Here is a 26,660-nt window from a genome sequence, read left to right as displayed (position 1 = left end):
CAAGATTTTCATTTAATACTACATCAATAGTATCATAGGAGGATTATATCCGCACAACACAATGCTTGATTCTATGATGGGACTATTGGATAACTATAATCATGTGAAACCATTCAGAGTTATAGGAACCAATATGTAAACGTATCGTTAATACCAGCTAATAAAAATATGATTGCTGCTATCTTTGTCAACCAATTGTTCAATGATTTCGTCTTCTTAAAAAATTTCTGTTTAATCATGTCAGAGCTATCGATTAAGATTAGTACAAAGAAAATCAGTGGCACTGTTGTACCAAGCGCAAAAATGGCAGGCAGTAATATTCCGCCACTAGTTTGAATACCTAATGGCACAAGGAGACCAAAGAAGAGCCATACTAGTGTTGGGCAAAAGGCTAGAGCAAATGCAACACCAAAACCAAAGGAACCAATCGGAGACCCTTCTGGAATTTTACTTTTTAGCATTTCGCTAAAGTTTGTACCAAACGATAGACGCAGTCGGACAAAACCAAGAAAATATAACCCCGCTACAATCATGAGAGGCCCGATAGCCTTCCGTATCCATATAATAAACGAAGCATTCCCATTTACCGTTGTCAGTTGAACACCTAAATAAATTGCCACTCCACCAATTAAGGTATAAATTAATGTTTTTCCTACAATAAAAGCTATCAATTGACTAATTGTCTGTTTCCGGTTCGTTGCATCGCGTGAAACAAATGCAAGCGCACTGGCATTTGTTGTCACTTGGCATGGTGATGTGGTGGCTGCTAATCCGAGTAACAGTGCAGTCAAAATTGGAATGTTCCACTGATCAGTAATATTAAGAATAGGTGCTGCAACCTTTGTTCCCCACTGAGTCAAGATTGTATACCATTGTAAACTTATATCATGAAGTAATTCACGCATTTGTGTCTCCTTTCTTTTTACAATATAAAATTATAAGCATTATAATGTCTAGCCTTTTCAACAGTTTGACATGTAAGGCTATATAGGATAAACCGCAGCCCATCATTCTTTATTGCATTCCTTTTATTGTTAAACCAAGCATACACAGACTTTTTGTAGAAATCGTGAAGTTTAAAAAAAAAATAAAGGGCTGAATTAGGAGGTGGGTGATTTCATTGTAAATGGCCTTGGTAATGGTAGCATAACAATAACTTTAAAAGTCGTTCCTTCACCTTTTGTACATGCTACTCCAATAATCCACCAAACATCTTCATTGGGAAAGATTGAATGAATTGGAATAAATAAGGAAAACACCAAAGTAAAGTGAAACTTCTATCAGTGGGGGTATTACCTCACGTTAATGCGGGATAAATTTTTCTTATTCAATGGGGAATAATAACACTAAATTATAGTTTGGAGGTAAGAATAATGTTTAGAAAAAAAGCAGGCGATGCAATGATGGATCTATTAATCGAATGGGGGGTTGACCATATTTATGGAATGCCGGGCGATTCGATAAATTCTTTAATTTTAAGTTTGAGCAAGAAGTGATGGGGAATGCAGAGTTTGGTACTAATCTACAAAACCCAGACTTTGCTCGTTATGCAGACATTTGTGGTGGGATAGGTTACAGAGTAGAACATCCCGAAGACATTGTACCAACCCTAGAAAAGGCGGTTGCACAGCGTAAACCATGTATCGTCGATGTAATCGTGGATGCAGATGAAGCGCCATTACCGGCAAAAATTACTTTCGCGCAAGCTACAGGCTATGCCCGTCATATGGTAAAGGAATTATTTCAAGAAGGAACCATTCATAAGCCGCCATTTTAAAAAATGGGACTGACCCAACATCAATGTATCGATGTTTTTGGTCAGTCCCATTTTTACTATATTAGATTCTTTTTATACAGCCGTTTGAACAGGTTTCCATCTTCGTAAAAATAAGGTGTTAGTAACAACCGACACAGAACTAAACGCCATCGCCGCACCTGCAAGAACTGGATTGAGTAAACCGATTGCAGCTACAGGGATTAGTATTATATTGTATGCAAATGCCCAGAAAAGATTTTGCCTAATCTTCCTCATTGTCGATTTAGATAAACGAATCGTGTCAACAATACCCATCAGGTCACCACGCATCAGGGTAACATCCGCTGCTTCAATTGCAACATCTGTCCCTGTACCGATGGCTATACCGATATCAGCCGCTGCCAATGCCGGTGCATCATTAATACCATCGCCTACCATCGCTACCACTTTTCCTTCCTTCTTCAGCTTATCTACTTCTGCAGATTTATCTTCAGGAAGTACTTCGGCTAATACACGGTCAACCCCGACTTGTTTTGCGATCGCTTCTGCTGTTCGCTGGTTATCACCAGTAATCATCGCAACTTCTATTCCCATTTCTTTTAGTTTGGAAATAGCTTCTGCTGAGGATTCCTTTACTGTATCTGCAACGGCAATAATACCGGCTAGTTGACCGTCTACTGCCATTAGCATCGCTGTTTTTCCTTGGCCTTCTAACTCTTCCATTTGTTTAATCAGCGATTCAAAAGCAACATTTTGTTTTTGCATTAACTTTTTATTTCCAATATAGATTTTCTTATCATCTACTTTTACTTCTATACCATGACCTGGAATCGCGTTAAATTCAGTAACATCACTTAAAGTAAGTCCCTTTGCTTTTGCACCATTTACAATTGATTCACCTAACGGATGCTCAGACCCTCTTTCTGCTGAACCTGCTAAACGAAGTACGTCATCCTCGTGAAAGCTATCAGTCGTGATGATATCCGTTACTTCTGGTTCACCTTTTGTGATTGTACCCGTTTTATCTAACACAATCGTTGTTACTCGGTGTGCACTTTCTAAGTGTTCTGCACCTTTTATAAGCACACCACTTTCAGCACCTTTACCAGTACCAACCATAACAGCAGTTGGTGTCGCTAAACCTAGCGCACAAGGACATGCGATAACTAAAACCGCTACAGCACTAATAAGGGCTGGCGCAAAGCCAACGATGAAATAGGTTATAATAAATGTTAATAAGGCTATTCCGATAACAATCGGTACAAACACACCAGAAATTTTATCGGCTAACTTTTGAATTGGTGCTTTCGAACCTTGGGCCTCTTCCACAAGTTTAATAATCTGAGCTAATGCTGTATCTTTTCCGACTTTAGTTGCCTTAAATTTAAAAGAACCATGTTTATTTACGGTAGCTCCAATAACCGAATCACCAACATTTTTACTTACTGGTAAACTTTCTCCAGTTAGCATCGATTCATCGATGGAACTACTTCCTTCAAGAATTTCCCCATCCACGGGAATCTTTTCTCCTGCTCGAACAAAAATGACATCGCCTGTTACCACTTCTTCAATCGGAATATCTTTTTCTTCTCCATCACGAATAATTCGTGCTGTTTTTGCTTGTAAACCCATCATTTTTTTTATAGCCTCTGATGTCTGTCCTTTTGCACGTACCTCTAAAAGCTTTCCAAGAAGAATTAGTGTAATAACAAGAGCTGCCGCTTCATAATAAAGTCCTGCGTCTGTTCCTGTAATTGTCACTACTAAGCTGTAAAAATAAGCTGCTGAGGTTCCTAAAGCCACGAGCGTAGCCATATTTGCACTACCACCTCTAAGTGCATTATAAGCATCCCGATAGAAGTGACCACCGATATAAAACTGTACAGGTGTGGCTAATAGTAATTGAATCCATGGATTGATGTGAAATTGAAATCCTACATTAAATCCATACTCCATTCCTAAATCAGATATCATTTGCGGTAAAAACCATATAGAAAACAAAACTCCTAACCAAAACTTATTCCTCTGCTTTTTATATTCTGCTTCACGAGCTTCTTTTTCTGTATCCGCGTTTGAATCACCTGCCACTTTTGCACTATACCCTGCCTTTTTTACAGCTGCAAGCAGTTGGTCGATGTTTGTCTTACCTGAAACAAATTCCACATTTGCTTTTTCGTTCGCAAGGTTTACGTTGGCTTTTACTACACCATCAACCTTATTAAGTCCTTTTTCAATACGTGTAGCACATGCAGCACACGTCATTCCGGTTATTGCTAATGTCGTCTTTTCTTCACGAACACCATAACCAGTTTTTTTCACTGTTTCCATTAATTGATCAACAGAAGTTTGACTTGGATTGTAACTGACAATGGCTTTTTCATTTGCTGGGTTTACACTTGCCTTACTGACGCCTTCTACTTTTGATAAGTTTTTTTCGACTCGATTTGCACATGCTGCACATGTCATCCCAGTTATACCTAACGTGACCTGCTCTTCTGCTGAATCAAGAACTTTAGCCTCAGAACTCATTATTAATCTCCCTCCTTCAAGATGCAATATGTCTATATAAAATCATTTTAGGTTTAATTTATCAAGGGGGTAGAGCCGGATACAACCGGCTCATTTTTCTTTTATGCTACTTCATAACCAGCTTCTTCTATCGCCTCATGCACAGCGGTTAATTGTACTTTTGAGTCATCAAAGGAAACAGTAACTTTATTACTAGCAAGGTCAACACTTACCGTTTCAATACCTTCCAACTCTTTAACAGAACTTTCAACTGCACTTACACAGTGTCCACATGACATTCCCTTTACATCAATTACTTTTGTTTCTACTGCCATAATAAATTCCTCCTTTTATTTTGCAAATGTGCGGAAAACTTCCATTAATTCCTGAATTTGACTTTCACCGTCATCATCTTTCTCTTTCACAGCTCTTGCTACACAACCTCGTGTATGATCTTCAATAAGCTCAAGACCGATTTTATTAGTAGCAGCTTTTATAGCAGCTAACTGATATAGGACATCCACACAATAACGGTCTTCCTCAATCATTCGATGGACCCCACGAACTTGACCTTCCATTCTTCTTAGTCTTTTCAATAGTTTATCTTTATGATCGTGGTATTTGTAAGTTTCCATGTCTTCTTTCATTATACTTATACCCCCTATACGTATAATATAAACACAATTATTCTTATTTCACAACTATTTTCTCCATATTTTCATGAAATTATTTACTGGAATACCTAATGCATGGATTGCTTGTACTTAAGTTATAAGAAATAAAAAACCCGTAAAAAACTGTGAACTAAGGAAAATGAATTTACTTACAAGGTGATAAACAACCGTAGGGAAAGTCAAGGAAGGGTATAGGAAGTGGGTTAGACAAATAGTTAGCTTTCAAACTCATTGCTAGCGCCATTACAATTGTAATGGCGCTAGCCTAAGTCCCGTTCTAATGACACAGTAATTAAAAAAAGCATCATCATAAGACTTTGATTAAACCTATTCGAACCATAAAAACCCCTCCATTTAGTTTCTTGTATAAGTCTATTATGGAAAGAAACTAAAATGATCAAATTCTTTCATTCATCCTTTATTTCTAAGGTAGATGAGGTCATTAAGTAATTGTTAGTATAGATATATTGATGTCCTCTTTTATGCTTCTTTTCTTTGTTTACTATCGTCTATTTTGATGACATTTTCATCTTTAGCTTGTCCTTTAGCATCAGATGATTTAAGTGCATTAACTTCTTCCATTAACTTATGATTTTGCTCCATTAATTCAGCCATCTTAAGCTGAACAGATTGTAACTCATCTTGTTGAGGTCCTTTTACAACATTACTGGATTTCGAATCCTTATCCTTATTCCCAGTAAACATTCCTTTCATACAAAACAGCATCATTAGGGGACAAGCTAGTAATAAGAGTAATGTCCAACTCATTTAATACACCTCCAAGGTTATTTTAAGTTTAGTATAAACAACAACTATGTAGAAATTGTGAACATTTAATACTTAGTTAAAAATCTAGATCACTTTCTGGAAATACCACATTGCGGGGCCTTCATCTACACTTTTTATGAGTCCAAACCTAATTCTGTCGATAAGCGGTTCCTCCATTGTTCTCATTCGTATAAACAAGCACTTTTTTGAATTTCTAATTAAAAACCCCTCCTAACCACCCCCTTCCATTGACTTACTGCCTCAAATCACTTAAGCTAAACGTTGATTACGTTTTTTTGGAGGAATTATATATATATGTTACAAGCTACTAATGTAAGTTTACGATATGGTGACAAAAAGTTATTTGAAGACGTGAATATAAAGTTTACTGCAGGCAATTGTTATGGACTTATCGGTGCAAATGGTGCTGGTAAATCAACTTTTTTGAAAATTTTATCCGGTGAAATTGAACCACAAACCGGCAATGTTGCGTTAGGTAAAGATGAGCGCCTAACTATTCTTAAGCAGGATCACTTCGAATATGAAGAATATGAAGTATTGCAAACGGTTATTATGGGACACCAACGTTTGTATGAAGTGATGCAGGAAAAAGATGCCATCTATGCTAAAGGTGACTTCACCGAAGAAGACGGAATGAAAGCAGCAGAACTAGAGGGTGAGTTTGCCGAAATGAACGGTTGGGAAGCAGAATCAAATGCTGCTGTTTTATTAAAGGGTTTAGGGATTGATGAAGACCTACACACGAAAAAAATGGCTGACCTGTCAGGTTCTGACAAAGTGAAAGTCTTGCTTGCCCAAGCGCTATTTGGTAACCCAGATATTCTATTATTGGACGAGCCGACCAACCACTTGGACATTCAAGCCATTCAATGGTTAGAAGAGTTCTTAATTAACTTTGACAACACCGTGATTGTCGTTTCCCACGACCGTCACTTCTTAAATAAAGTTTGTACACATATCGCTGATGTTGATTTTGGAAAAATTGAAATCTATGTTGGAAACTATGATTTCTGGTATGAGTCGAGCCAATTAGCACTGCGTATGGCACAAGAACATAACAAGAAAAAAGAAGAAAAAATGAAAGAACTTCAAAACTTTATCGCGCGCTTTAGTGCGAATGCATCGAAATCAAAGCAAGCAACATCTAGAAAGAAAATGCTTGAAAATATTTCTTTAGATGATATTAAACCATCATCCCGTAAATATCCGTACATCGCTTTTACACCTGAGCGCGAAGTTGGTAATGACTTACTGCGCGTCGAAGGAATATCTAAAACAATAGACGGTGAAAAAGTGTTGGATAATGTTAGTTTCACAATGAATAAGGATGACAAGATTGCGCTTGTTGGAAGGAATGAATTTGCGAAAACGACACTGCTTCGTATTTTAATGGGTGAAATTGAGCCTGACGAGGGAAGCTATAAGTGGGGTGTCACAACTTCGCAATCCTATTTTCCAAAAGACAACTCAAAATTCTTTGAAAATAGTGACCTTACGCTAGTTGATTGGTTACGTCAGTTCTCACCAGATGACCAAACGGAAACTTTCTTACGTGGTTTCTTAGGAAGAATGCTATTCTCTGGTGAACAAGCATTGAAAAAAGCAAGCGTTCTGTCTGGTGGCGAAAAGGTTCGTTGTATGCTTTCTAAGATGATGTTAAGCAATGCGAACGTATTGTTATTAGATGAGCCGACGAACCACTTAGACCTAGAATCAATTCAGTCGCTTAACAATGGATTAATTAAGTTCAAAGGATCGATTCTATTTACATCCCATGACCATCAGTTCGTTAATAGTATTGCAAACCGCTTAATTGAAATTACTCCAAGCGGAATCATTGATAAAGAAATGAGCTACGATGAATACGTAGCAGATAAGAAGTTACAAAAAACAATCACTGAAATGTATGCAAGCTAAAAAATCAGGTGGTGCCAGGCACCACCTGATTTTTTAGCCTTTTTTGTCCGAACTTGGCCTGGGTTCGGACTTTTTCCCATTGTTACTAAGTTATCTTGTTCGAACGGACACGGGCGCTTACACTTTCCTACAAAAAAATGCCAGAGATTATACAATCCCTAGCACTCTTTCTTTATCCCCGTACAACCGTCCATAAGACTCCCACTTTATAGCCCTGCTTTTTCCGTTGTTAGTTTCGCAGACTGGATTAATTCACGAATTGTTGCTTCATCGCCTTGATGGAGTAAGTCGACGATTCTACTTCCAACGACAACACCATCACAATTTTCGGTCAGTGCCCTCACATGCTCAGGAGTTGAGACACCGAATCCTGCAAGGACTGGAACCGGGCAAATTTCTTTTAAATCACGAAGATGCACACCCAAATTCTCCTTAAATGTTGCTCTTGCCCCAGTTGTCCCAGTAACTGTTACAGCGTATAGAAATCCTTCTGTACGTTTAGCTAGCTCAACAAGGCGTTCCTTAGGGCTTGTTAATGCGGCTAACCGAATCAACGCTATCCCACTGGTAGAAAGCGCATCAGACACAAGTGGCTCTTCTTCCATTGGTAAGTCAGGAATGATTATCCCGTCTACTCCTGCTGCCTTACAATCATCAGCAAAAGCGTCCACACCATAGGCATAAATCGGATTAATGTATGTCATCAGCACAATCGGTAACGTCCTGTCTGCTGCACCTTCTTTTAACTTAGCTAAAACAGCACGTAAACTGACACCATTTTGGAGCGCGCGAAGCCCAGCTGCTTGAATCGTCGGACCATCAGCAACAGGGTCAGAGAACGGAATCCCAAGCTCAACAACAGTTGCGCCGCTCTCCTCTAAAAAACGCAAACGATCCTCTAATATATCAAGTCCGCCGTCACCAGCCATAATATACGGGACAAACGCTTTATCACCTCGCGCTAAAACAGTCTGAAACGCTTGATCTAACTTTTGTTTACCCATTTGCTCCACCCCCAAGTGCCTCTCTCACTGTATTGACATCTTTGTCACCACGGCCCGACAAGCAGACAACAATTGTTTCGTCTTTATTCATCTTTTTAGCAAGCTTCATCGTGTAAGCAATGGCATGCGCGCTTTCTAACGCCGGGATAATCCCCTCTGTTTTCGATAAATATTGCAAGCCCTCTAATGCTTCGGCATCGGTAATCGAATCATAAATGACACGGCCGATTTCTTTAAAATGGCTATGCTCAGGTCCTACACCTGGGTAGTCAAGCCCCGCCGAAATTGAATGTGCTTCTTGGATTTGACCATTCTCATCCTGAAGTAAATACGTTTTTGTTCCGTGCAAAATTCCTTCTTGCCCATATGTGAGCGTGGCAGCGTGTTTACCAGTGTCTACACCAACTCCACCCGCTTCGACACCATGCAGTTCCACTTCTTTATCATCGACAAACGGATAAAACATTCCCATCGAATTACTTCCGCCACCGATACAAGCAACAACCGCTTCTGGAAGCTTTCCTTCCTGGTCGATAATTTGCTTTTTCGTTTCTTCCCCGATGCAGCTTTGGAAGTCACGCACAATTTGCGGAAATGGATGTGGTCCAACTACAGACCCAATAATATAATGGGTATCTTCAACATTGCTAACCCAGTAACGGAGTGCTTCATTTACCGCATCCTTTAGCGTTCCACTACCTTGGTCGACACTTTCTACTCTCGCACCAAGTAGCTCCATGCGAAACACATTCAATTGTTGCCTGCGAATATCTTCTTTTCCCATAAAAATGACACATTCAAGTCCAAGTAGTGCACAAACCGTTGCCGTTGCGACACCGTGCTGGCCGGCACCTGTTTCAGCGACGACTTTTTTCTTACCCATTCGTACCGTTAATAACGCTTGTCCAATCGCATTATTAATTTTATGGGCACCCGTATGGTTTAAGTCTTCGCGCTTTAAGTAAACCTTTGCCCCGCCTAATGCTTCTGAAAAACGCTCGGCGTAATAAAGTGGTGTTTCCCGCCCGACATATTGTTTCAAATAATAATCCAACTCTTTTACAAATTCCGGGTCATTTTTTGCTTCATTATATGCTTTTTCTAGTTCAATTACCGCCGGCATCAGCGTCTCTGGTACAAACCTACCACCAAATGAGCCGAATTGTCCTAGGTTATTCGGTTGCTTATAGCTTTGCATTAGTATCACCTTTCTTCGCCTCTGTGACAAAGGCTGTCATTTTCTCTAAATCTTTTACACCGTCTGTTTCGACCCCACTAGAGACGTCGACACCGATTGGGTTCACTTCAGCAATTGCCGTTTGCACGTTTTTAGCATGAAGTCCACCAGCTAAAATTACTTTTCCATCAATGTCTGATAGGTGTTTCGTCAAGCTCCAATCAAACGTTTCCCCATTTCCGCCCCGGTACTTCCCGGCCGGGCTATCGAGCAAAAAGTAGTCAACTTGATAGTCACTAAGTCGGTCTAAATCTTCCTTTGAGCGAATTTGAAACGCCTTTATGATTGGCAATCCTACTTCCGTACAGAAATCTGGTGTCTCATCGCCATGGAGCTGTATATAATCGAGGCCAACCTCTCTGGCTATTGCTTTGATCGTAGCAAGATCTTCATTGACAAACACGCCTACCTTTTTCACCGAATCAGGAATAACGCCAGCTAGTGCTTTAGCCTTTTCTACACTAATCTTCCGCTTACTTTCGGCAAAAACAAACCCAATAAAATCTGCACCCTCATTCGCAGCATGCCGAGCTGCTTCTTCCGTCAATATCCCACAAATTTTCACCTTCATGATAACGGCACTCGCAACTCATCAAATGTTTTTTTCAAATCATCAGAACGCATCATCGTTTCCCCAACGAGGATGCCTCTAACACCTGATTGTTTAATCCGCTCCACTTCTTCTTTCGTACTAAATCCACTCTCACTAATGACTAGCGTTCTTGTTGTATCGATATCCTTCGCAAGTCTTTCTGTCGTTGCGAGGTCAACCTCAAATGTTTTCAAATTTCGATTGTTGATACCAATGATATTTGCACCAATTTCTTTCGCAACAGCAAGCTCTTTTTCATTATGAATCTCGAATAAGACATCCAGGTCATAGCTGCGAGTATAATTAAACAGCTGTTGAAGCCGCTCTTTTGGCAAGGCTGCTGCAATTAATAATATCACACTAGCACCATAATCTTTTGCCCGGTCAATTTGGATTTCATCGATGATAAAGTCTTTGTTCAATATCGGCAGTTTCACAGCTTTTCTAACTGCTTTTAGGTCAGCCATCGTTCCTTTAAAAAACGGTGTATCGGTAAGAACGGAAATCACCCCTGCACCGTTTTCTTCATAGTGCTTTGCTTGTTCTGCCGGGTTTACAGCTTCGTTAATCGTCCCTTTTGACGGGGATGCCCGCTTAATTTCAGCGATGATTCCCATTTTATCTGCGTGCATAAAAGAATCATAGAGCGATCTTCTTTCGAAACCTACTTGATGTTGACCCTGCTGGTAGGTTGCTTTTAACTGTGCCACTTCTTTTTCTTTCTCTGCTAAAATTTTATCTAAAATTGTCATGCTTACACCTCTTGTTTCGTGCGGTTACTATAGTCTACCAAATAGTTTAGTTTTTCTAAAGCTGCACCGGAATCTATACTCTCTTCTGCTAGTTTAACACCTTCTTGAACGGTTTGCGCTTTTCCATTTGCAAAAATGCCAAGGCCAGCGTTCATTAACACGGTGTCACGATGGGCACCTTTCTCCCCTTCAAGTACTCTACGTAAAATCTCAGCATTTTCCTTTGAGTCGCCGCCTTTTATTTCCTCGTTGTCATAAACCGGTAGGCCAACCTCTTCTGGATGAAGCTTAAACTGCATCAACTCACCTCGTTCGAGTAGGATGAGATGATTTTCTCCGGCTAAAGATGCTTCATCCATATGTCCAGCACCATTAAGAATGATAGCGCGGTTTCTACCAAGTCTGTGCAAGACATTCGCCATCGTCTCTAACTTATCACGACGATATATCCCTAGTAATTGTGTCGTTAAGTTAACCGGATTTGTTAACGGTCCAATCAGGTTAAAGATTGTCGGGATCTTCAATTCTTTTCGTACTTTCATGACACGCTTCATTGCCGGATGAACGTACGGTGCAAACAAGAAAGCAATTCCGTTTTCCTTTAACAGCTGATGGGTTTGCTCGCTAGATAACGATAACGAAACTCCTAAGTGCTCAAGTACATCAGCACTTCCTGTTTTACTAGAAATACTACGGTTGCCGTGCTTTGCTACTGTAATTCCTGCACCAGCAATAACAAATGCCGACGTAGTACTAATGTTGAAGCTTTGTGATCCGTCACCGCCTGTGCCACAGTTATCCATCACACCGACCATATCTTTTGGTAATGGTAAAGCTTTTTCCCGAATAACATTTACTAAACCAGCAATTTCATCCGCGCTTTCTCCTTTAGCCTTTAACACTGTCAAAAATGCACCGATCTCGGTATCACTCGTTTCCTCTTCAAAAATAAGGCGTGCGGCAGCCTCCATTTCTTCGATTGTTAAATTCTTTTGATTAGTCAGTTTATTTAGATATTCTTTCATAAGAATTCTCCTTTTCGATTAACGTAAAGAAATTATTTAAAAGCGCCTTCCCCTTTTCTGTTCCAATCGACTCTGGGTGAAACTGTAATCCATAAATAGGTAAGCCAGTGTGTTTAACCGCCATAATCTCATCGTCATCCGTTGCTGTCGCTGTCACAATCAACTGTTCTGGTACGTCATCCTTTTTAATGACTAATGAGTGGTAGCGCATAACTTCAAGTGCTTCTTCTAAACCTTCAAACACCCCATTTGCCGGATGATTCAACAAGGATGTTTTGCCGTGTTTAATTTGTTTGGCATGAACAATGTTAGCTCCGTACGCTTCGCCAATTGCTTGGTGTCCTAAGCAAATCCCTAATATTGGAAATTCTTCTTCGAGCTGTTTTACGACTTCAATACAAATCCCTGCTTCTTTCGGTGTCCCGGGGCCTGGGGATAGAATAATTGCTTCTGGCTTTAGTTCTCTTATTTCATCTATCGTAATTTTATCATTTCGAATAACGGTTACTTCCTTACCGAGCTCTGATACATATTGATATAAGTTATACGTAAACGAATCATAGTTATCAATTAACAAGATCATGTTTATTTACCTCCAATAACGATTTCGCTTTATTTAACGTCTCTTGATATTCGGATGCTGGGTCAGAATCATATACGATACCAGCGCCAGCTTGTACATAGGCATTATTCCCTTTAATGACCATTGTTCTGATCGCTAGTGCTAAGTCGAGGTCACCATTCATATTAATATAACCAACTGCCCCTGCATAGACGCCACGCTTTTTCGTTTCTAAACCATTAATGATTTGCATTGCTCTTATTTTTGGTGCACCTGATACTGTACCAGCTGGCAATGTAGAAATCAGTGCATCTAAGCCATTGTAGTCTTTCGTTAACGTTCCTTGTACTTCTGAGACAATGTGCATCACATGTTGATAACGTTCAATCGTCATATATTTCGGAATTGTAATACTGCCAATCTCACAAACACGGCCAAGGTCATTCCGGCTTAGGTCAACGAGCATTTTGTGTTCAGCCAGTTCTTTTTCATCCGCAAGTAAGTCTTCTGCAAGGCTTATATCTTCCTCATCTGTTTTTCCACGAGGTCTTGTTCCTGCAATCGGATTTGTTACGACATTTGTCCCCTTCGTTTTAATCAGGCTTTCCGGTGATGCGCCAAGGACGATATACGAATCAAAATCGATATAAAACATGTATGGTGATGGGTTTGCTCTTCGTAAGCTTCGGTAAAAAGTAAATGGATCAGCGTCGAAGCTTGCTTTCATCCGTTGCGATAACACCACTTGAAAAATATCCCCGTCGGTAATATGCTGTTTTGCTACTTCGACCATTTCCATGAACGTTTCTTTGTTGATGGACGGTTGGAACGATACGTTAACTGGTTCGTTTGCTTTCTCGGTTTTTTCAGTTAAAATATCATCTCTCATTTGTTCCACTCTTTGTTGTAACTGTTCATCTGTCTTTTGGCCATCTAAATTAGATGAAATAATCGTTACCGTCTGACGAACATGGTCAAACACAATCACATCCTGGTAGAACATTAAATGAATATCAGGCATGTCAATCTCATCTTCTAGCATTGGCCCGATGTCTTCCACTTGACGAATGGCATCGTAGCCAATGTAACCAATTGCGCCCCCATAAAAAGCAAATGGTAAAGGTAAGTCTTCATTTGGAATGTGGCGCTTGATCACTTCTAACGGCTTCCCTGTTTCAATATGGAACTTGTCATTTGCGATGTTATGAACAGTTGTTGTTTCCCCGTCGCCAATAATCTCTTTAAATGGGTCTAATCCGATAAAAGAATATCGACCTTTTTCACCGTGATTGGATGAACTCTCTAGTAAAAATTTCTTCTGGCCATTAAGACGATTAAATACAGAAATGGGCGTTAATACGTCACCGTTCACTTTTAACGTTTTGTACTTCATTGTCATTCTCCTTTATTGTGGATTCCATTTAAGGGTTGAATTATTTCTGGAAACTAAGAAAAGCGCAAGCGCCTTGCTAGACAGCTCTTGGATCTTTTTATACTTTCTTTTCTATTAAAAAATCCCTCATAAAATCCTTGTTGGATTTTATAAGGGACGATTATATGTAACCGCGGTGCCACCACTTATTGAAGGCAAGTTGATGCCTTCCTCTTCATTCCCATAACGGAGGGTAAACCGTCTCTCCATACTACTATTTCCGGAGAGCTCTCGTAAGTCCATTCGATTAGTCAGTCATACCGGTTCCCACCATACCCGGCTCTCTTTAGAGAATATACTAAGAAAAGCGTATGCGCCTTGCTAAACCGACAGGCATAAGTCAAGCCCTGACGTGGCGGTCTTTGCCACAGAAGGGCTTGACTTACGACCAGCTAGGCGCTTGCGCTAGACAGCCCTTAGATTTTTTATACTTTCTTATCTTGTTAAATAAGCGTACCTCTGTACGTCATTTACCAACGGCTCTACTCATCTCTTATGACTCAACTAACTTACTACTCTTACTCAGGCGATTATGCTATTCTCTTCTACTTCTAGGTTATTTAAAAATGCCTAACACGTGCATCTAAAAAATATAATAAAAAAAGCCCCTACATCCGACAAAGGACGAGGAAACCCGTGGTACCACCTTAATTAACTGATTAACAGTTCACTTTACCTATCTTGTATTCGTTGATAGGTGTCTCAGGTAACGACGAGACGATTTCGCCAAAGCCTACTTTTCGATTTGAAGTTCGGTTTGGAGCTCGGAAGTCCATTCGCTAAGGAATTCACACTGGTTTGCACCTACCACCAGTTCTCTTAAAGTGATCCACAGAGCTACTACTCTTCTTCAATGCTAATTATTAGATTGGTTATAATCATAGTATGTGAACAATAATTTGTCAATGCCATTTACCCATTTATTAAAATTTTCCAACTTCTTTCTTTCTGTTCATCATTTTCTAACGGAGTTTTTCTAAAAGTTGTCTGATGCGCACTAACCGCTAAGTTGATTTGTGCTCCAGGCAGTCGCTTATCAAGAAAAGCGTAAGCGCCTTGTAAGAACCGACAGGCATAAGACAAGCCCTGACGTGGCGGTCTCTGCCACAGAAGTGCTTGTCTTATGACTCGAGGGGGTGGGCGGTGAGCCTCATCGACACTTTTTATTAATCTGAACTCTATTCTGTCGATGATTGGGTGTTTCATCGACACTTTTTATTAATCTGAACTCAAATTTGTCGATGATTGGGTGCTTCATCGACACTTTTTATTAATCTGAACTCTATTCTGTCGATGATCGGGTGCTTCATCGACACTTTTTATTAATCTGAACTCTATTCTGTCGATGATCGGGTGCCTCATCGACACTTTTTATTAATCTGAACTCAAATTTGTCGATGTTCGGGTGCCTCATCGACACTTTTTATTAATCTGAACTCTATTCTGTCGATGATTGGGTGCTTCATCGACACTTTTTATTAATCTGAACTCTATTCTGTCGATGATCGGGTGCCTCATCGACACTTTTTATTAATCTGAACTCTATTCTGTCGAATCTTCCGCGTCAATAAAAATAGAAACCCTACAATCTCAATAATCAGCTTGATTTTTGTTCAATCGATACTAACAGGATTGGTTCAAGACTGCTCGAATTTTTCACTTGGAACGGAAAGATCCAATGTTTCTGCGTGTTAGCCAACCTCCACCCGGTAATATCACCAACATCTGTAGCAAAAAACGCTTGCCAAATAAACTTGGAGCAATAGTTTGCCCCTATGTTATCTAATGCGGGATGAAAAATATACTTTTCAACCATCTTAATGTTCTCCCTTGCCCAGACAGCGGCAGCCAACCCGCCTTGTTTCGGACGAAGTAGTGTCAAAGCACCACCAAACTTATGCCTTGAAATATAACTAGGGAGCGAATCAGCAAATGCGCCACGTGGGTGGGAGTGATAAATACGCAAATCCTCACCGACAATTCCAACATGCCCAACGAGGAAAGTGGACCACCCTTTCGATGAGTAAAGAATATCCCCAGGTTGAACAACACGATTAAGAATCACCGCTACTTGTCTAAACCGCTCTTGCATAACATCTCTCCCAATCTATACATAACCCCTCACCTAGGACCAAAGTTTAATCAAGTTCTTTCCGGTTGATTTGTTGCTTAATGCCCCGTTCAATAATTTTCAAATATTGTTTATCCTTTGTAGCAACAAAGGTAATCGCTAGTCCATCGCCACCAGCACGGCCAGTTCGACCAATTCGGTGGATATAGCTTTCAACATCTTCTGGTATATCATAATTAATGACATGGGTTACACCTTCGACATCTAGCCCACGAGCAGCCACGTCTGTTGCAACAAGATATTGAATTTTCATATCACGAAAGCGTTGCATGACTTTCTCTCGTTTTGCTTGTGACAAATCACCATGCAACTCGTCAGCCAAGTAACCATTTTGCTGTAGAGCAGCGTTTAATTTCATCGCTCTCCTTTTTGTCCGACAAAAAATAATTGCCAAAAATGGCCGAAACTGATCCAACACGCGCATTAGCTTAGCCTGCTTTTCCCTATCCGTTGTTTCCATTACGATTTGTTTGATATCCTTTATGGTCACTTGCTTACTTTTAATTGTAATATCTTCTGGTTGATGTAAATATTGATTCGCCAGTTTTTTTACTTGCTGTGGCATTGTAGCAGAAAATAACAATGTCTGTTTTTCCGTTGGTAATGCCTCGATAATCGTTTCAACCTCTGGTAAAAAACCCATATGGAGCATTTGGTCTGCTTCATCAAGGACAAACATAGAGACAGTCGATAAATCAATTGTTCCCCGGCGAATATGGTCAAGCAGCCGCCCTGGTGTTGCAACGACAATATGTATATTTCCTCTTAATTTCTTAAGCTGACCTTCGATATCTTGGCCACCATAAACGGCAAGACCTTTAATATTACCAAGCTCATTTGTTAATTTAGTCAATTCAGATGAAATTTGTAAAGCTAACTCACGCGTTGGTGAAACAATTAACGCTTGAACTTCTTCTTTACTTGGGTCTATCCTTGTCAAAATGGGTAAGAGAAAGGCCAATGTTTTGCCAGTTCCTGTCTGTGCCTGGCCAATGATATCCTTTTTGTTTAAAATACTTGGAATTGCTTGTGCTTGAATCGGTGTAGGTTGATCGATCCCATTATTTTTCAATATGGAAGAAAGTTGTTCACTAATTCCTACGTCTAAAAATGTTGTCATCTGTGCCACCTCCATTTAATAGCTTCTCCAGTTCATTTAAATTTCTTCAATATCTTCGTTTATTTTTTCACCTAAATGGCGTCCTGGATTGTCTAGTCTACATATAATTTTATCGCCAACCTGTAAGTCCACAATTGACTTCTCCAAACCATCTTCCGTTTCTAGATGAACACTATCTGATTGCTGGAGCGTGGCTGAAATCGTTACCCCGTCCACCTGACAGACGACTCGGACAAATTCCCTTTTTTCCATTTTAACCCTACCGACAGCAACGTTTCGTATGTCGGTTTGATGAAAAATCGGAAGTTCTACTCCAGGCTTAACCTCCGACAAGTAAGTAGTCTTATCCCCAAATAACAGGATGTACTGGTGGATTGCTCCAGCGTTTATCCGAAATACTCTAGCAGGGTATGTATCAGTTTGCCGGTTTTCAGACAACACTTTAACATAACCGTGTCCAGTATTTCCTACAAATATACCTTCCCTCGGCCCGAGCCTGTCAATCATATCTATACAAACACGCTCGCCTGTACCAATCGGTGTAATCGAAACAACCCCTGCTACTTTTGCTTGATGCTCCACTTTAGCACTCCCCCCGAAAAAAAGTCATCATTTTGTTAAAAATTACTATGGTTTTTTATCATGCCTATCATATACAATGAATGATAGATTTACAAACAGGAGGCAAGGCGCCGATGAAGAAATGGTTGATTGCATTTTTTCTATTATTGATTACTAGCTTTAGTATTATAGGTTTGATAAACGGAAATGATGTCAGTGGTGTAAAAGTAGAACAAAACATGCCGGATAATAGTAATACCGGAGTCGTACAATAATGCGCGCTTCTATTTTATAGCTCGTAAAGGGAAATGTAACAAACGTTTAGCAGTCCATGATAAAGCCGGACTGCTAAACGTTTAAAGATAATTTGCTTTAATTTAATATTGTTACCTCAACCGTTCGAACGCCCCAATCAAATGCAACTGTTTTAGTTGGGACATGGACGTCGATTCGGTTGCCTTTAATTGCACTCCCGACATCGGCTGCAATTGCTCTTCCATATCCTTCTACATAAACCTCTGAACCTAGCGGAATTACATCCGGGTCAACAGCAATCACCTTTTTATCTCGATCCTTCGTTAAATCGATGCCTGTGTAAGTAATCCCTGAACACCCATCACAGTATGCAGTATAGGCAGTAGCTTTAACGGTCAGCTTACGTTTTGCACTACTTCCCGTCGTTTTACTAGCAGCAACTGTTTTAGTTGTTCCATCCATCCCTTTAATTATAAGTCGTTGCCCAATCAAAATTAAATCGGAGGATAAACTATTCCACTCTTTTAGCTGAGATACAGTAACCCGGTAATCATATGCAATTTCACTTAATGTATCTCCACTTTTAACAATGTACTGTTTCTGCTTTGTTCTAGTATTTCGATTCGGTTTTCTTTCATTTATTTGTAATAGTTGGTTTGGAAAAATAAGATCTGATGTTAAGTTATTTTTCTGTTTTAAGTCAGCAACAGTAGTATCATAGTTTTGAGCAATGGTCCATAGGTTATCCCCTTTCACCACACGGTAGGATTGTGCAAATGCTGGAATTGTACTGACAAACAGTACGCAAAAGACAACCAATACCGAAAAAACTATCTTCTTCATGTTTTCCCTCCTTATATTGACTTAGTCTTTGCTAGACTGTCTATTTGCATTGTCGGAAAAAGTTAATAGATTTATACCTAAGAAATAAAAATAGGATAAACTAACCAGGTAGAAAGAAAAGCGAAAGCGCCTGGACACCCCCGACAAGCTTAAGTCAAGCCTCGACGTGGCGGTCTTTGCCACATAGAGGATTGACTTAAGACCTCAGGCGGGGTAGGCGCTGTAGCTAGACAGAAAGAAAAGCGAAAGCGCCTGGTCATCCCCGACAAGCTTATACTTTCTTTCTTATCTTTTTAAAAAGGTATAACAGGCTACCAAAACCTGTTATACCTTTACCAGCCATTAATATGGGTCTGCTTCGTTGCTTTTCTTTACTGCTTCATTTGTTGCTTCATTTTCGGCTAATGAACCTTGTCCATACCTAGATTGTCCTGATTCTCGACCAGGTACATCGCCTGTACCCATCTCCTTCATTTCTTTCATTTTCTGTTCAAGGCTTTCCTTTACCAATCGACCATAATCTTCATCCGCTTGTGTAAAATGGTCGATCATTGCATCTTGAATCTTCTTATCACAAACGGCTAATGCATCGGATAAGTTTTTAATCAACTCATCTCGCTCCCAGTCTTCAAAGCTTCTATACGTATCACCAGCTTGTCCGTAGTTATTCGGGCGATCAATTGGTGCACTCATTACCGCAGCATTGTACGTTGGTTGATGCGGGGCACGACCCTTTCTGTCTGCTTCTTTAAACCCACCGAGCATGGAAGGTTCATAGTTAATGTGTGGGTTCTCACCAGACTCTTTCGGATCACGTACATCCATTTGCCCGCGTTGCTGATTGGTGTGAACAGTTGTTTTCGGCTGATTAACAGGTACTTTCAAATAATTCGCCCCAACCCGATAGCGTTGTGTATCGGAATAGGAGAAGGTCCGTCCTTGCAGCATTTTATCATCGGAAAAATCCATCCCATCGACAAGTACCCCAGTACCAAAAGCAGCCTGCTCAATCTCTGCATGGAAGTCTTTCGGATTGTGATCTAGCACCATCCGACCTACTGGCAACCACGGGAATTGGTCATTTGGCCACAGCTTTGTATCATCGAGTGGATCAAAATCTAGCTCTTCATGGTAATCATCTTCCATTATTTGCACAAACAGCTCCCACTCTGGATACTCACCACGCTCAATTGCTTGATAAAGATCCTGTGTTGCATGACCAACATTTTTCGCTTGAATCATGTTCGCTTCTTCTTGGGTTAAGTTTCTAATCCCTTGCTTCGGCTCCCAGTGATATTTGACTAGGACCGCTTTACCATCCTTATTTACCCATTTATATGTGTTTACACCAGACCCTTGCATATGGCGATATGTAGCTGGTATGCCCCATGGTGAAAAAAGGAATGTAATCATATGGATTGCCTCGGGTGTACGGGAGACGAAATCAAACATCCGTTCAGGGTTTGGCACATTGGAAGCAGGGTCTGCTTTAAACGCATGAATCATATCGGGAAATTTCATTGCATCACGAATAAAGAAAATCTTCAGATTGTTTCCAACGAGATCCCAATTCCCGTCTTCTGTATACATTTTGACTGCAAAGCCACGAGGGTCGCGTGCTGTTTCCGGGGAATCCTTCGCACCTGCAACAGTGGAGAAGCGCACCATTAACGGCGTCTTCTTTCCGGCACCGGAAAATACTTTGGCGCGCGTATATTTTTCGACCGGCTCATCGCCAACTTTGCCATACGTTTCAAAATAACCGAATGCCCCAGAACCACGCGCGTGTACAACTCGTTCAGGCACTTCTTCTCGGTCAAAGTGTGAAATCTTTTCAATGAAATGATAATTTTCTAGAGTGGCTGGACCTCGATTGCCGATTGTTCGAATGTTCTGGTTATCGTAAACAGGATGTCCTTGACGTGTTGTCAATGAATCTCTCATTTGATTCTGTATATCACTCGAATTCCTATCCTTGTTATTTTCCACTCTTTTTACCTCCTCAAATATAATACAATTTCATTTTTGCCCTCAAATAGGTAAATTTATACAATTACCAACTTAAATTTACTTTTACTTCCTAAATTGGTGTGGTTCCGCTTATTTAAGAGGTTGTTCAAAAAATCACCAAATAGCTACGCATCTCTTCGTTGTCTTTTTGAACATGCACTTTAATTATTTCCACCCGACTTATCAACATCATCGGCATCAATTTCCTAACACCAAAATAAAGTCAAATTGCCTTTACGTTTTTATTGAAATTTCTCTTGTATAAGAGTATGATGTAGTTAGTAAATTAATTTAATTAAGTATGTTAAATGTAATTGCTCTCTTAGCATAAAGGAGGAACCTCGGATGAACAAGACAGAGTTATTTGATCGCTTTCAATCCGTATTTGAAACGAAGCAGCAGCCACGCTGTTTTTTTGCACCAGGACGGATCAACTTAATCGGTGAACACACGGACTATAATGGCGGACATGTGTTTCCAGCATCGATTTCGTTTGGCACCTATGCCTTGAGTGTAAAACGTAATGACAACAAATTACGCTTTTATACTGTTAACTTTGAAGAAAAAGGGATTATCGAGTGCTCGCTTGACGATTTATCCTACGACAAGGCTGACGATTGGGCGAATTACCCGAAAGGAATGTTCGATCAATTAAAGAAACAAGGCTATTCGATTGAGTCTGGAGCTGATATTTTATTTTACGGGAACATTCCAAATGGTGCCGGGTTATCGTCATCTGCATCGATTGAGCTTGCAACAGGTGTTTTAATTGAAGGCCTGTATGACCTTAAAATTGACCGGATCAAGCTGATTCAAATAGGTCAAAAGGTTGAGAATCAATACATTGGTGTCAACAGTGGTATTATGGATCAGTTTGCGATTGGCAAAGGCAAGAAAGACCACGCCATTCTACTAGATTGTCAAACCTTAAACTATCACTACGCACCAATTAAACTTGATAACCATGATATTATTATTATTAATACGAATAAACGTAGAGAATTAGCTGCTTCCAAATATAACGAACGACGTGCCGAATGCGAAAGGGCTCTCAGCGACTTGCAAACTGGACTATCGATTCAAAGTTTAGGAGAATTAAGCTCCGACCAATTCGAAAAATCCAAGCATCTGATTAAAAATGATACGGATCGTAAACGCGCAAAGCATGCTGTCTATGAAAACGAGCGCACGCTACTTGCTTTAGAAAAGTTAAAAGCGAATGACTTAGAAGCATTTGGTCAGTTAATCAACAATTCGCATACGTCGCTGCAACATGACTATGAAGTGACTGGCATCGAGCTTGATACCATTGCAGAAACGGCATGGAGCCAACCTGGTGTCCTTGGTGCACGAATGACCGGGGCGGGTTTTGGTGGCTGTGCAATTGCAATTGTTGAAAAAGACAAAGTTGGTCTATTTAAGCAAAACGTTCAAGCTACCTATGTCGAGAAAATTGGTTACGCGCCAACTTTTTACGTTGCAGCAATTGGTGATGGTGCGAAAGAATTAAACCGTGAAGGAGTGCTATAAATGAGCGTATTAGTATTAGGTGGAGCGGGATATATCGGTTCTCATGCCGTTTATCAGTTAATTGATCAAAAACAAGATGTTGTCGTCATCGATAATTTGGAAACAGGGCACCTCGAGGCCGTCCACAACGACGCAACCTTTTACCAAGGAGATATTCGTGATCTTGATTTTTTACGTGAAGTGTTTAGTCACGAAGAGATTGATTCCGTTGTTCACTTTGCGGCAAACTCATTAGTTGGTGAATCGATGGAGGACCCGTTAAAGTATTTTGACAACAACGTCTACGGGACACAAGTATTACTTCGCGCGATGCAGGAGTATGGGGTAAAACATATCGTTTTCTCTTCTACAGCGGCAACATACGGTGAGCCTACACAGGTGCCAATTACAGAAGCTATGCCAACCAACCCAACGAGTACCTACGGGGAAACGAAGCTTACGATGGAAAAATTAATGAAGTGGTGCGAGGCTGCTTATGGAATAAAATACGTGTCACTCCGATATTTTAACGTGGCCGGCGCACGTGAAACGGCTGAAATTGGCGAAGACCATCAACCAGAGTCACACCTTATCCCAATCGTCTTACAGGTGGCATTAGGTCAAAGGCAACACATTAGCATCTTTGGCGAAGACTATGACACAGAAGACGGTACATGTATTCGTGATTACATCCACGTCGAAGATCTAATTGATGCCCACTTACTCGCCCTTACCTACTTGAAAAATGGAGGCGAAAGTGACATGTTCAACCTTGGCAGCAGTCAGGGCTTCTCTGTTCGCGAAATTATCGACACTTCCCGCAAGGTGACTGGCCATGAAATACCTGCTGTTGTGGCAGAACGGCGTGCCGGAGACCCTAGCACACTAATTGCATCGTCAGACAAGGCGAAACGTGTGCTTGGTTGGAATCCAACGCGTACTGATATAACTAAAATTATTCAAGATGCATGGAATTGGCATCAAAAGAGTCCAAACGGCTATCGAGAGGATGTGTAAGGTTACGTCATGACTATTTTCCAAACAGTCTCACAGTTAGTAGCTAAAGGGGTCGAGGCTGAATTCATTCAACCTCGTGACACCGCGTATGTTCGTAATCAACTATTAGGTTTACTAGAACTAGATTCCTTTGAAGAAGAACCGTCTACTAGTACAAGTAAAGACATTCCGGACCTAGTCGAAGTGCTTGTTGATTATGCAGTATCGAAGCAGGTGATTGAAGACATTTTAGATGAAAAAGAAAAATTATCGGCTAACCTCATGAATTGTTTTTTACCACAACCATCGGTAGTTCAGGATAAATTTTATCAACTGTATCAAGAAGCATCGGAGAAAGCAACCAACTATTTCTACGAGTTTAGTAAAAATAGTAACTACATTCAAATGAAGCGAATCGCGAAAAATATTCATTACAAAACAAAAACAGAATATGGTGAGTTGGATATTACAATTAACTTATCCAAGCCTGAAAAAGACCCTGAGCAGATTAAACGCGAGCGTGAGACGAAGCAAACAAGCATTCCTTACCCTAAATGTTTACTTTGCGCCGAAAACGAAGGATATGCCGGGCGAATTGGTCATCCAGCTCGTTCTAACCATAGAATTATTGAGGTTCCATTAGAGGGAGAATCATGGTTTTTACAATATTCGCCTTACGTGTATTATAACGAACATAGTATTTTGCTTGCAGAAGAGCATCGCGATATGAAGATTGACCGTGCTGCCTTTGCTCGCCTATTAGCGTTTGTCGAGAAGTTTCCACATTACTTTATTGGGTCGAATGCTGACTTACCAATCGTTGGAGGCAGTATTTTGAGCCATGATCACTATCAAGGTGGCCGCTATCCATTTGCAATGACGAAAGCAAAAGATGCATTCACTTTTGCTTTAAAAGCCTATCCAGACATAAAAGCTAGTGTTGTCAAATGGCCATTATCAGTCATTCGTTTGCAAAGCACTGACAAGAATTCACTAATTAAGGCAGCCAGTGACATTTTAGCCAAATGGAAAAAGTATAGTGATCCAACGGTTGATATTTTATCCGATACAGACGGGACACCACATAATACGATTACACCGATTGCGAGAATTCGCGATAGTAAGTTTGAGCTTGATTTAGTTTTGCGTAATAATCGTACAACCGAGGAGCATCCACTTGGAATTTTCCACCCACACGAGGATGTTCATCATATCAAAAAGGAAAATATCGGATTAATTGAAGTAATGGGGCTCGCTGTCTTGCCTGCTCGGTTAAAAGATGAGTTAGCAGAAATTAAAAAGTTCCTGCTTGGTGAAGCTAATAAGGTGGAGGATTATCACAAGGAATGGGCGAAGCAAATCAACCAGACACATCAAGCTAGATTAACTCGTGAAAACGTTGATCAAATCCTTGAAGACGAACTTGGCGCAAAATTCTCGAAAGTTTTAGAGGATTCTGGTGTATTTAAAACGAATCAAATAGGAAGAGAAGCATTTCAAACTTTTTTACACACATTGAACGAATAACTAGGAGGACAATTTGCATGCAAGTAAAAACAGAAGCAATCAAGGTTAGTGACCAACAGTGGCAAGAGTTCACGTTATCGAATGATTTAGGTATGGAAGTGAGCATTTTAAATTATGGTGGCATCATTACAAAAATTTTAGCACCTGATCGTCATAAAAGCTTTGAAAACGTTGTCGTAAGCTATAAAAATTATGAGGATTATATAGCTAACCCGAACTTCTTTGGCGCGTTAATTGGTCGCGTTGCTGGTAGAATTCAAGATGCATCGTTTGAATTAGATGGTCATACGTATACCCTTCTCGCCAATGACAATGACAACCATCTCCACGGTGGGGCAAAAGGCTTCCATAATGCCATATGGGATGCTGAGGCTTTTGAAGGAACAGATGAGGTTGGTGTAAAGCTAACTCACCAAAGTCCTGACGGGGAAGGTGGTTATCCAGGTAACATAACAATGGAAGTTACCTATACACTGAATAACAAAAACCAATTGTCGATTAGCTATCAGGGTACTACTGACAAGAAAACAGCCTTAACGGCAACAAACCACTCTTATTTTAACTTAAGCGGGGACTTAAAAGACACAATGTTAAAGCATAACGTAACAATCGATAGCAGTAAGTTTGTTGAACTAGACGAGGAACTAATTCCGACTGGTGAACAACTTGATGTCGACGGGACTGTGTATGATTTTCGTAATGGGCGTACTATTGAAGATGGCACAACGTCTGATTTCAAACAAAATCTCGTTGCAGGAAATGGATATGACCACTACTTCTTGTTTGACAATACGAAAGAGGAAAAAATTGTTGTCAAAGAGTCAGACAGCGGGCGTAAGTTGACCGTAACAACAGACCAACCGGGCTTTGTCATGTACACTTCCAATATGATGGCTGAGACGCTTTCGTTACGTGAAGGGAAATCACGTAAATATTTAGGCCTTTGCTTAGAAACGCAAGCATCACCTGCATCCTTGCACCACGAAGGCTTTCCTTCTGTTGTGTTAGAAAAAGGGGAAAGATATACTGCGAAGACAACCTTTGAATTTGGCTTAGTGTAACTAAGAAAAGCGCAAGGCGCGCCTTCGAAACAAGAAAACCACTTGTTTCTGCGATGTCTATTCTTAGAAGTGTTCCTTAGTGCCTAGACTAAGGCAAGCTACGAAGTGGAGCACAATTGACTACCGTTTGATCGCTGGAAGGGGGCGATCGGCGTTAATAGCGTTCTTTGACTACCGTTTCACCTTTGGCAGGGGGCGACCGGGCGTTATTAGCGGTCTTTGACTACCGTTTCACCGTTGGAAGGGGGCGATCGGCGTTAATAGCGTTCTTTGACTACCGTTTGATTGCTGGAAGGGGGCGATCGGGCGTTAATAGCGGTCTTTGACTACCGTTTCACCGCTGGCAGGGGGCGACCGGGCGTTATTAGCGGTCTTTGACTACCGTTTCACCGCTGGAAG

General features: G+C 40.5%; 24 protein-coding genes, 1 pseudogene and 1 other annotated feature. Of the genes and pseudogenes, 8 read left to right on the top strand and 17 right to left on the bottom strand.

Annotated elements, in window-relative coordinates; genetic code table 11:
* Positions 1-119: 119 nt before the first annotated feature.
* Positions 120-905, bottom strand: coding sequence for an urease accessory protein UreH domain-containing protein (locus NC799_RS14705; protein ID WP_272447198.1), 786 nt, complete (start codon positions 903-905; stop codon positions 120-122).
* Between the two features lie 468 nt (positions 906-1,373).
* On the opposite strand from NC799_RS14705, the gene NC799_RS14700 reads away from it, so the two are divergent.
* Both NC799_RS14700 and NC799_RS14695 read left to right on the top strand, forming a co-directional pair.
* Entirely contained in the window at positions 1,374-1,496 is a 123-nt protein-coding gene (locus tag NC799_RS14700; protein WP_272447197.1) for a thiamine pyrophosphate-binding protein, read from the top strand.
* A pseudogene (locus tag NC799_RS14695) lies at positions 1,472-1,777 on the top strand (thiamine pyrophosphate-dependent enzyme); the annotation flags it as partial. The gene NC799_RS14700 and the pseudogene NC799_RS14695, both read left to right, overlap by 25 nt.
* Positions 1,778-1,849: 72 nt before the next feature.
* On the opposite strand, the gene NC799_RS14690 reads toward NC799_RS14695, so the two are convergent.
* The 4 genes from NC799_RS14690 to NC799_RS14675 form a co-directional block, all read right to left on the bottom strand.
* Entirely contained in the window at positions 1,850-4,285 is a 2,436-nt protein-coding gene (locus NC799_RS14690) for a heavy metal translocating P-type ATPase (RefSeq protein WP_272447196.1), read from the bottom strand.
* A gap of 101 nt (positions 4,286-4,386) precedes the next feature.
* Complete coding sequence (gene copZ / locus NC799_RS14685) at positions 4,387-4,599, bottom strand: copper chaperone CopZ (RefSeq protein WP_272447195.1); 213 nt, start codon at positions 4,597-4,599, stop codon at positions 4,387-4,389.
* 15 nt (positions 4,600-4,614) lie between these two features.
* The gene (locus tag NC799_RS14680) at positions 4,615-4,911 is read right to left on the bottom strand and encodes a metal-sensitive transcriptional regulator (RefSeq protein ID WP_272447194.1); all 297 of its coding nucleotides are present in this window, start codon (positions 4,909-4,911) and stop codon (positions 4,615-4,617) included.
* A gap of 507 nt (positions 4,912-5,418) precedes the next feature.
* The gene (locus NC799_RS14675) at positions 5,419-5,706 is read right to left on the bottom strand and encodes a DUF2933 domain-containing protein (RefSeq protein WP_272447193.1); all 288 of its coding nucleotides are present in this window, start codon (positions 5,704-5,706) and stop codon (positions 5,419-5,421) included.
* Between the two features lie 315 nt (positions 5,707-6,021).
* Between NC799_RS14675 and NC799_RS14670 the strand changes: the two genes are divergently transcribed.
* Positions 6,022-7,644, top strand: coding sequence for an ABC-F family ATP-binding cassette domain-containing protein (locus NC799_RS14670; protein WP_272447192.1), 1,623 nt, complete (start codon positions 6,022-6,024; stop codon positions 7,642-7,644).
* Positions 7,645-7,850: 206 nt separating this feature from the next.
* On the opposite strand, the gene trpA is transcribed toward NC799_RS14670, so the two are convergent.
* The 10 genes from trpA to NC799_RS14620 form a co-directional block, all read right to left on the bottom strand.
* Positions 7,851-8,648, bottom strand: a complete 798-nt coding sequence (gene trpA / locus NC799_RS14665) for a tryptophan synthase subunit alpha (protein WP_272447191.1) — start codon at positions 8,646-8,648, stop codon at positions 7,851-7,853.
* Complete coding sequence (gene trpB, locus NC799_RS14660; RefSeq protein WP_272447190.1) at positions 8,641-9,846, bottom strand: tryptophan synthase subunit beta; 1,206 nt, start codon at positions 9,844-9,846, stop codon at positions 8,641-8,643. The genes trpA and trpB overlap by 8 nt, the downstream gene beginning before the upstream one ends.
* Entirely contained in the window at positions 9,833-10,456 is a 624-nt protein-coding gene (locus tag NC799_RS14655; RefSeq protein WP_272447189.1) for a phosphoribosylanthranilate isomerase, read from the bottom strand. Before NC799_RS14655 ends, trpB begins: the two co-directional genes overlap by 14 nt.
* Complete coding sequence (trpC, locus tag NC799_RS14650) at positions 10,453-11,229, bottom strand: indole-3-glycerol phosphate synthase TrpC (protein WP_272447188.1); 777 nt, start codon at positions 11,227-11,229, stop codon at positions 10,453-10,455. Before trpC ends, NC799_RS14655 begins: the two co-directional genes overlap by 4 nt.
* A 2-nt stretch (positions 11,230-11,231) precedes the next feature.
* Positions 11,232-12,254: an anthranilate phosphoribosyltransferase gene (gene trpD / locus NC799_RS14645; protein ID WP_272447187.1), complete on the bottom strand. Its 1,023-nt coding sequence runs from the start codon at positions 12,252-12,254 to the stop codon at positions 11,232-11,234.
* On the bottom strand, positions 12,235-12,837 hold the full coding sequence (locus tag NC799_RS14640) for an anthranilate synthase component II (protein WP_272447186.1): 603 nt from the start codon (positions 12,835-12,837) through the stop codon (positions 12,235-12,237). The genes trpD and NC799_RS14640 overlap by 20 nt, the downstream gene beginning before the upstream one ends.
* Positions 12,821-14,209, bottom strand: a complete 1,389-nt coding sequence (gene trpE / locus NC799_RS14635) for an anthranilate synthase component I (RefSeq protein WP_272447185.1) — start codon at positions 14,207-14,209, stop codon at positions 12,821-12,823. The genes NC799_RS14640 and trpE overlap by 17 nt, the downstream gene beginning before the upstream one ends.
* A gap of 656 nt (positions 14,210-14,865) precedes the next feature.
* Positions 14,866-15,111: a binding site (T-box leader), on the bottom strand.
* 734 nt (positions 15,112-15,845) lie between these two features.
* On the bottom strand, positions 15,846-16,340 hold the full coding sequence (locus NC799_RS14630) for a hypothetical protein (RefSeq protein WP_272447184.1): 495 nt from the start codon (positions 16,338-16,340) through the stop codon (positions 15,846-15,848).
* A gap of 46 nt (positions 16,341-16,386) precedes the next feature.
* Positions 16,387-17,499, bottom strand: a complete 1,113-nt coding sequence (locus NC799_RS14625) for a DEAD/DEAH box helicase (RefSeq protein WP_272447183.1) — start codon at positions 17,497-17,499, stop codon at positions 16,387-16,389.
* Between the two features lie 36 nt (positions 17,500-17,535).
* A complete protein-coding gene (locus NC799_RS14620) occupies positions 17,536-18,081 on the bottom strand; it encodes a 3-dehydroquinate synthase II domain-containing protein (RefSeq protein WP_272447182.1) in 546 nt (181 codons plus the stop codon).
* 113 nt (positions 18,082-18,194) lie between these two features.
* On the opposite strand from NC799_RS14620, the gene NC799_RS14615 reads away from it, so the two are divergent.
* Entirely contained in the window at positions 18,195-18,335 is a 141-nt protein-coding gene (locus tag NC799_RS14615) for a hypothetical protein (RefSeq protein ID WP_272447181.1), read from the top strand.
* Positions 18,336-18,432: 97 nt separating this feature from the next.
* Here the strand turns inward: NC799_RS14615 and NC799_RS14610 are convergent, their stop codons facing one another.
* Positions 18,433-19,158 (bottom strand): LysM peptidoglycan-binding and 3D domain-containing protein, encoded by a 726-nt coding sequence (locus NC799_RS14610; RefSeq protein ID WP_272447180.1) that lies wholly within the window; start codon positions 19,156-19,158, stop codon positions 18,433-18,435.
* A 342-nt stretch (positions 19,159-19,500) separates the two neighbouring features.
* Entirely contained in the window at positions 19,501-21,102 is a 1,602-nt protein-coding gene (locus tag NC799_RS14605) for a catalase (RefSeq protein WP_417006692.1), read from the bottom strand.
* Positions 21,103-21,513: 411 nt separating this feature from the next.
* On the opposite strand from NC799_RS14605, the gene NC799_RS14600 reads away from it, so the two are divergent.
* The 4 genes from NC799_RS14600 to NC799_RS14585 are packed head-to-tail and all read left to right on the top strand — an operon-like array spanning position 21,514 to position 26,261.
* A complete protein-coding gene (locus NC799_RS14600) occupies positions 21,514-22,698 on the top strand; it encodes a galactokinase (protein ID WP_272447178.1) in 1,185 nt (394 codons plus the stop codon).
* Positions 22,699-23,694 (top strand): UDP-glucose 4-epimerase GalE, encoded by a 996-nt coding sequence (gene galE / locus NC799_RS14595; protein WP_272447177.1) that lies wholly within the window; start codon positions 22,699-22,701, stop codon positions 23,692-23,694.
* A gap of 9 nt (positions 23,695-23,703) precedes the next feature.
* The gene (gene galT, locus NC799_RS14590) at positions 23,704-25,200 is read left to right on the top strand and encodes a UDP-glucose--hexose-1-phosphate uridylyltransferase (protein WP_272447176.1); all 1,497 of its coding nucleotides are present in this window, start codon (positions 23,704-23,706) and stop codon (positions 25,198-25,200) included.
* 17 nt (positions 25,201-25,217) lie between these two features.
* Complete coding sequence (locus NC799_RS14585) at positions 25,218-26,261, top strand: aldose epimerase family protein (RefSeq protein ID WP_272447175.1); 1,044 nt, start codon at positions 25,218-25,220, stop codon at positions 26,259-26,261.
* Positions 26,262-26,660 lie beyond the last annotated feature (399 nt).

The sequence above is a fragment of the Aquibacillus salsiterrae genome (assembly GCF_028416595.1).
In the GTDB taxonomy this organism is placed as follows: domain Bacteria; phylum Bacillota; class Bacilli; order Bacillales; family Amphibacillaceae; genus Aquibacillus_A; species Aquibacillus_A salsiterrae.
Note: the sequence above shows the minus strand (reverse complement) of the source record. Positions and strands in the feature narration are given on the sequence as shown.

Bases quoted from the DNA above. Each gene is read 5' to 3' on its own strand.
- NC799_RS14705 (WP_272447198.1), bottom strand. From the start codon at position 905: ATGCGTGAATTACTTCATGATATAAGTTTACAATGGTATACAATCTTG.
- NC799_RS14700 (WP_272447197.1), top strand. From the start codon at position 1,374: ATGTTTAGAAAAAAAGCAGGCGATGCAATGATGGATCTATTAATCGAA.
- NC799_RS14690 (WP_272447196.1), bottom strand. From the start codon at position 4,285: ATGAGTTCTGAGGCTAAAGTTCTTGATTCAGCAGAAGAGCAGGTCACG.
- copZ (WP_272447195.1), bottom strand. From the start codon at position 4,599: ATGGCAGTAGAAACAAAAGTAATTGATGTAAAGGGAATGTCATGTGGA.
- NC799_RS14680 (WP_272447194.1), bottom strand. From the start codon at position 4,911: ATGAAAGAAGACATGGAAACTTACAAATACCACGATCATAAAGATAAA.
- NC799_RS14675 (WP_272447193.1), bottom strand. From the start codon at position 5,706: ATGAGTTGGACATTACTCTTATTACTAGCTTGTCCCCTAATGATGCTG.
- NC799_RS14670 (WP_272447192.1), top strand. From the start codon at position 6,022: ATGTTACAAGCTACTAATGTAAGTTTACGATATGGTGACAAAAAGTTA.
- trpA (WP_272447191.1), bottom strand. From the start codon at position 8,648: ATGGGTAAACAAAAGTTAGATCAAGCGTTTCAGACTGTTTTAGCGCGA.
- trpB (WP_272447190.1), bottom strand. From the start codon at position 9,846: ATGCAAAGCTATAAGCAACCGAATAACCTAGGACAATTCGGCTCATTT.
- NC799_RS14655 (WP_272447189.1), bottom strand. From the start codon at position 10,456: ATGAAGGTGAAAATTTGTGGGATATTGACGGAAGAAGCAGCTCGGCAT.
- trpC (WP_272447188.1), bottom strand. From the start codon at position 11,229: ATGACAATTTTAGATAAAATTTTAGCAGAGAAAGAAAAAGAAGTGGCA.
- trpD (WP_272447187.1), bottom strand. From the start codon at position 12,254: ATGAAAGAATATCTAAATAAACTGACTAATCAAAAGAATTTAACAATC.
- NC799_RS14640 (WP_272447186.1), bottom strand. From the start codon at position 12,837: ATGATCTTGTTAATTGATAACTATGATTCGTTTACGTATAACTTATAT.
- trpE (WP_272447185.1), bottom strand. From the start codon at position 14,209: ATGAAGTACAAAACGTTAAAAGTGAACGGTGACGTATTAACGCCCATT.
- NC799_RS14630 (WP_272447184.1), bottom strand. From the start codon at position 16,340: ATGCAAGAGCGGTTTAGACAAGTAGCGGTGATTCTTAATCGTGTTGTT.
- NC799_RS14625 (WP_272447183.1), bottom strand. From the start codon at position 17,499: ATGACAACATTTTTAGACGTAGGAATTAGTGAACAACTTTCTTCCATA.
- NC799_RS14615 (WP_272447181.1), top strand. From the start codon at position 18,195: ATGAAGAAATGGTTGATTGCATTTTTTCTATTATTGATTACTAGCTTT.
- NC799_RS14610 (WP_272447180.1), bottom strand. From the start codon at position 19,158: ATGAAGAAGATAGTTTTTTCGGTATTGGTTGTCTTTTGCGTACTGTTT.
- NC799_RS14605 (WP_417006692.1), bottom strand. From the start codon at position 21,102: ATGAGAGATTCATTGACAACACGTCAAGGACATCCTGTTTACGATAAC.
- NC799_RS14600 (WP_272447178.1), top strand. From the start codon at position 21,514: ATGAACAAGACAGAGTTATTTGATCGCTTTCAATCCGTATTTGAAACG.
- galE (WP_272447177.1), top strand. From the start codon at position 22,699: ATGAGCGTATTAGTATTAGGTGGAGCGGGATATATCGGTTCTCATGCC.
- galT (WP_272447176.1), top strand. From the start codon at position 23,704: ATGACTATTTTCCAAACAGTCTCACAGTTAGTAGCTAAAGGGGTCGAG.
- NC799_RS14585 (WP_272447175.1), top strand. From the start codon at position 25,218: ATGCAAGTAAAAACAGAAGCAATCAAGGTTAGTGACCAACAGTGGCAA.